This is a genomic window from Leptolyngbya cf. ectocarpi LEGE 11479 (genome assembly GCF_015207065.1).
GTDB classification, from domain to species: Bacteria; Cyanobacteriota; Cyanobacteriia; order Phormidesmidales; family Phormidesmidaceae; genus Leptothoe; species Leptothoe ectocarpi.
Genome location: NZ_JADEXP010000491.1, coordinates 1 through 3,565 on the forward strand (window position 1 = coordinate 1; position 3,565 = coordinate 3,565).

Genomic DNA, 3,565 nt, shown 5'->3' on the forward strand with positions numbered 1-3,565 from the left:
GATACAAGCAACAAAATCGGCAACGTGTATCTTAGTCTGAATCAACACGATCAAGCGTCAGACTATTACCGACTAGCACTAGAATTACGTCAGCAGACTGAATCAGCCATCACAAGCGCTAATTCAGCTTCGTCGGTAGGTCCCCAACACGCCGAAAGTGTAATATTTCAACCTGCCGATATCTCATTTTCAGGAAATAGAACCGGTTCGGCTTCGCGGGGTGCCTCATTAATCGAAGGTCTCACCGCTCTAGTTCCAGAGACGAACTATGGCCGGACTACAAAACCCTATCCAACCATATTTATCTATTTGCCTGAAGAAGGGCAATTCAATCAGGATTTGGTAATCGAATTTTACTTGAGAGATGAACAAGGTGAACTAAAACATGCAGAAAATCGAGCATATCCAGAACAGAATGGAATTTTAGGTATTCCTTTTGAAGAACTGGAGAACATAGCTCCCCTAGAGGTAGGTAAACGGTATCAATGGCACATTAGCGTTAGGTCTGCTTCAGATGATGATGTGCTCTATCTATCAGGTTGGATTCATCGTGTGGAGCCAACATCATCTGAAGCACACTCAATGGAAATTTCTCTTGAAGAACAATCGTATGTTTATGCTAGAGAAGAAATCTGGTATGACGCATTAGCGATATTGATCAAGCTTAGACAACAAGACTCTACGAACTTAAGATATCTGGCTGCTTTACAGGCGTTACTGGAATCTGTAGGGCTTGAGTATGTAGACATAGACAATTTTATTGGTTACTGGTTGGACAAACAACAGAGTCTAGAGGCAGATGTAACTAACGGAGCTGGAGATAGATACTACCGTCCCTCGCCCGATAGTCAGCCCCTTCCTTCAGGAGGATCCCAAACCGCAGGAGGGCATCGATGAATACTAAAGAGTTCTTCTTGCAAAGTAGAAAGGAGCACCATCTCCTAGTGATCTCCGCATTTACTGCTCTGGCATTTCTAATGCCTACGTTGTCAGGACAAGCTGCTGAAGTCATAATATCGGATACACTAACGCCGCAGTCTTCTGAAACTATCAAACAAAATACTGAAATTTATCAATGGTTTCGAGAGGGAAACCAAATGTTCCGAGAAGCACGATTTCAGGAGGCATTAGAGAAATATCAGCAAGCTTTAGTAATGCGGGATGAAACGAATCTATCTTCACTGATAGTGGGTAACTTATTACATAATGCTGCCATAAGTGCTCGAATTCTTGGTCAATTTGACATTGCTCAGCATTATATTGAACAGTCAATCAAAATTGCTCAAAAGCTCGATGATCCTTCGTTATTAGGACGTGGCTTCAATGAAGCTGGAGTAATTGCATATAACTCAAGCCATTTCGATCTGGCACAAAACCGATATCAGCAGGCGCTCGAAATTGCTCAAGCTATCGGAAATCGAGATATAGAAACTCATATTCTTGACAACTTGGGTGTCTTGACGCGACGACAGGGTGACTATGCTACTGCCTTAGATTTTCATCAGCAGGCACTTGTTCTAAGTGAATTGCTTGCGGAAAAATCTATTCAATCCCGCATTCTTGATAACCTTGGTATAGTCTATAGTCTCTATGGAGACTACTCTAAAGCTTTGAGTTTTCACTTACAGGCATTAGCCATTGGCGAAGAAAATCAAGATCGCTTTGTTGAAGGCCGCATTCTCAATAGCATTGGAGTTACCTTTACGAATATAGGTAATTATGAACAAGCACAAGAGTTTTTTGGACGTGCATTGGCGGTCACTCAAGATATTGGAAATCAGGCTGAATCTGGTCGTGTCCTGAATAACATAGGGAGTATTTTTATCAACCAAGGAAAGTATGAAGATGCCATTGAAATTTTAGAGCGGGCTCTTGCCATACACCAAACGATTAATAACCCGATTGATGAAGCAGTAAGCTTTGGCAATCTTGGTTTGGTTCGCTGGAGTCTGGGAGACTATTCAAATGCGTTAGCATATTATTATCAAGCACTAGCTATTCAAGAACAAATTGGAGCTCGTTCAGGTGAGGCTTACACGTTAACAGAACTTGGTAGTGTTTCATTTAGTACGGGAAATTATTCTGAAGCACTGAAATTATTTGAGCAATCGCTCCAAATTTTTCAGGAGATTGGCGCACAAGCCAATACAAGCAATGTTCTAAATAGTATTGGAGGGTTATACTATACCTTAGGTGAACTTGATCAAGCTTTTGATTACTATCAGAAAGCACTCATGATTCGTCAAGAAATTGGAGCTCAATCAGGAGTAGGTGTAACGCTTAACAATATAGGCCTTTTATACAGTGAGCAAGGCGATTTCTCGGAGGCATTAAAAATATTTCAACAAGCCTTAGCGGTTCGTAGAGAGGTGGGTGATCTAGCAGGGGAAGCAAGCACTCTGAACAACATTGGAGCACTACATACCCGACTGCAGAATGATGCTGCAGCAATTGATGCTTCTTCACAGGCATTGAAGATATATCAAACTATTGGCAATATCATTGGAGAAGCCAATACACTGGCTAATCTGGGTGTAAGTTATAGTTCTCTTTCTCAGAATGATCAGGCTGCAGAAGTATTTCAAAATGCTCTTAGTCTTTTTAGTGAAGCAGGAAACCGAGAAGGAGAACGATTTATTTACAGTAGTCTTGGCGATTTGTTTGCTCGCCAAGGAGAGAGCGAACTGGCTATAGTCTTTTATAAACAGTCTGTCAATTTGACTGAGGCTATTCGTCAATCCGTAAGCGATTTATCCTTCGAGCTACAGCAAACCTATACGGAAACGGTTGCATTCACCTATCGTCGTCTGGCGGATTTATTGTTGCAAGAAGATCGCATTTTAGAAGCCCAGAGAGTGCTTGATCTGCTCAAAGTGCAAGAATTAGATGACTACCTTCGAGGTATTGAGCGAAGTGCTGCAGCTGCTTCTGGAATTGAGCTACGGGAAGAAGAACAGCAGCTGTTTGAGCGCTATCAAACCGAACAGTCGATGGTAGTTGCCCTGGGGCAAGAGCTACGAACGCTTGAGCAGATTAATCGAGGCAGTCGCACCCTAGAGCAAGCTGAACGCGTGAGCGAGTTACGTCAACGTCTGCAGTCCGCCCGTCAGGTCTTTCGAACTTTTTTTGAATCAGACGATATTCAATCCTTGGTGGCTCAGCTGCGTCAAGTAACAGGTGCAGCCAATCTAGAGCTAGAAGAGCTGAATGATTTGCAAAATAATTTACAAGCTTTAGAACAAGATGCCGTTATTTTATACCCACTTATTTTGGAGGATCGGGTAGAGCTTATCTTAGTGACGTCCACATCTCCGCCTATCCGACGAACATCCAAAGTTAGTCGCGCTGAGCTTAACCGTACAATTCTTGAATTTCGTTCTGCAATTCAAGATCCTTATCAAACATCAATCAACCAGTCAGCGCAGCAGCTTTATGACTGGTTGATTCGGCCTTTAGAAGATGATTTAGCCCAGGCAGATGCATCTACCATCATCTATGCTCCCGATAGACAGCTTCGATATATTCCTTTGGCTGCACTCCACGACGTGCATCAGTGGCTAATTGA

General features: G+C 42.6%; 2 protein-coding genes. Both read left to right on the plus strand.

Features of this window, described 5'->3' with window-relative positions; genetic code table 11:
- A partial coding sequence (locus tag IQ260_RS28855) for a DUF928 domain-containing protein (protein ID WP_193996513.1) occupies positions 1 to 897 on the plus strand: 897 nt, incomplete at its 5' end.
- A partial coding sequence (locus IQ260_RS28860; protein WP_193996514.1) for a tetratricopeptide repeat protein occupies positions 894 to 3,565 on the plus strand: 2,672 nt, incomplete at its 3' end. The genes IQ260_RS28855 and IQ260_RS28860, both read left to right, overlap by 4 nt.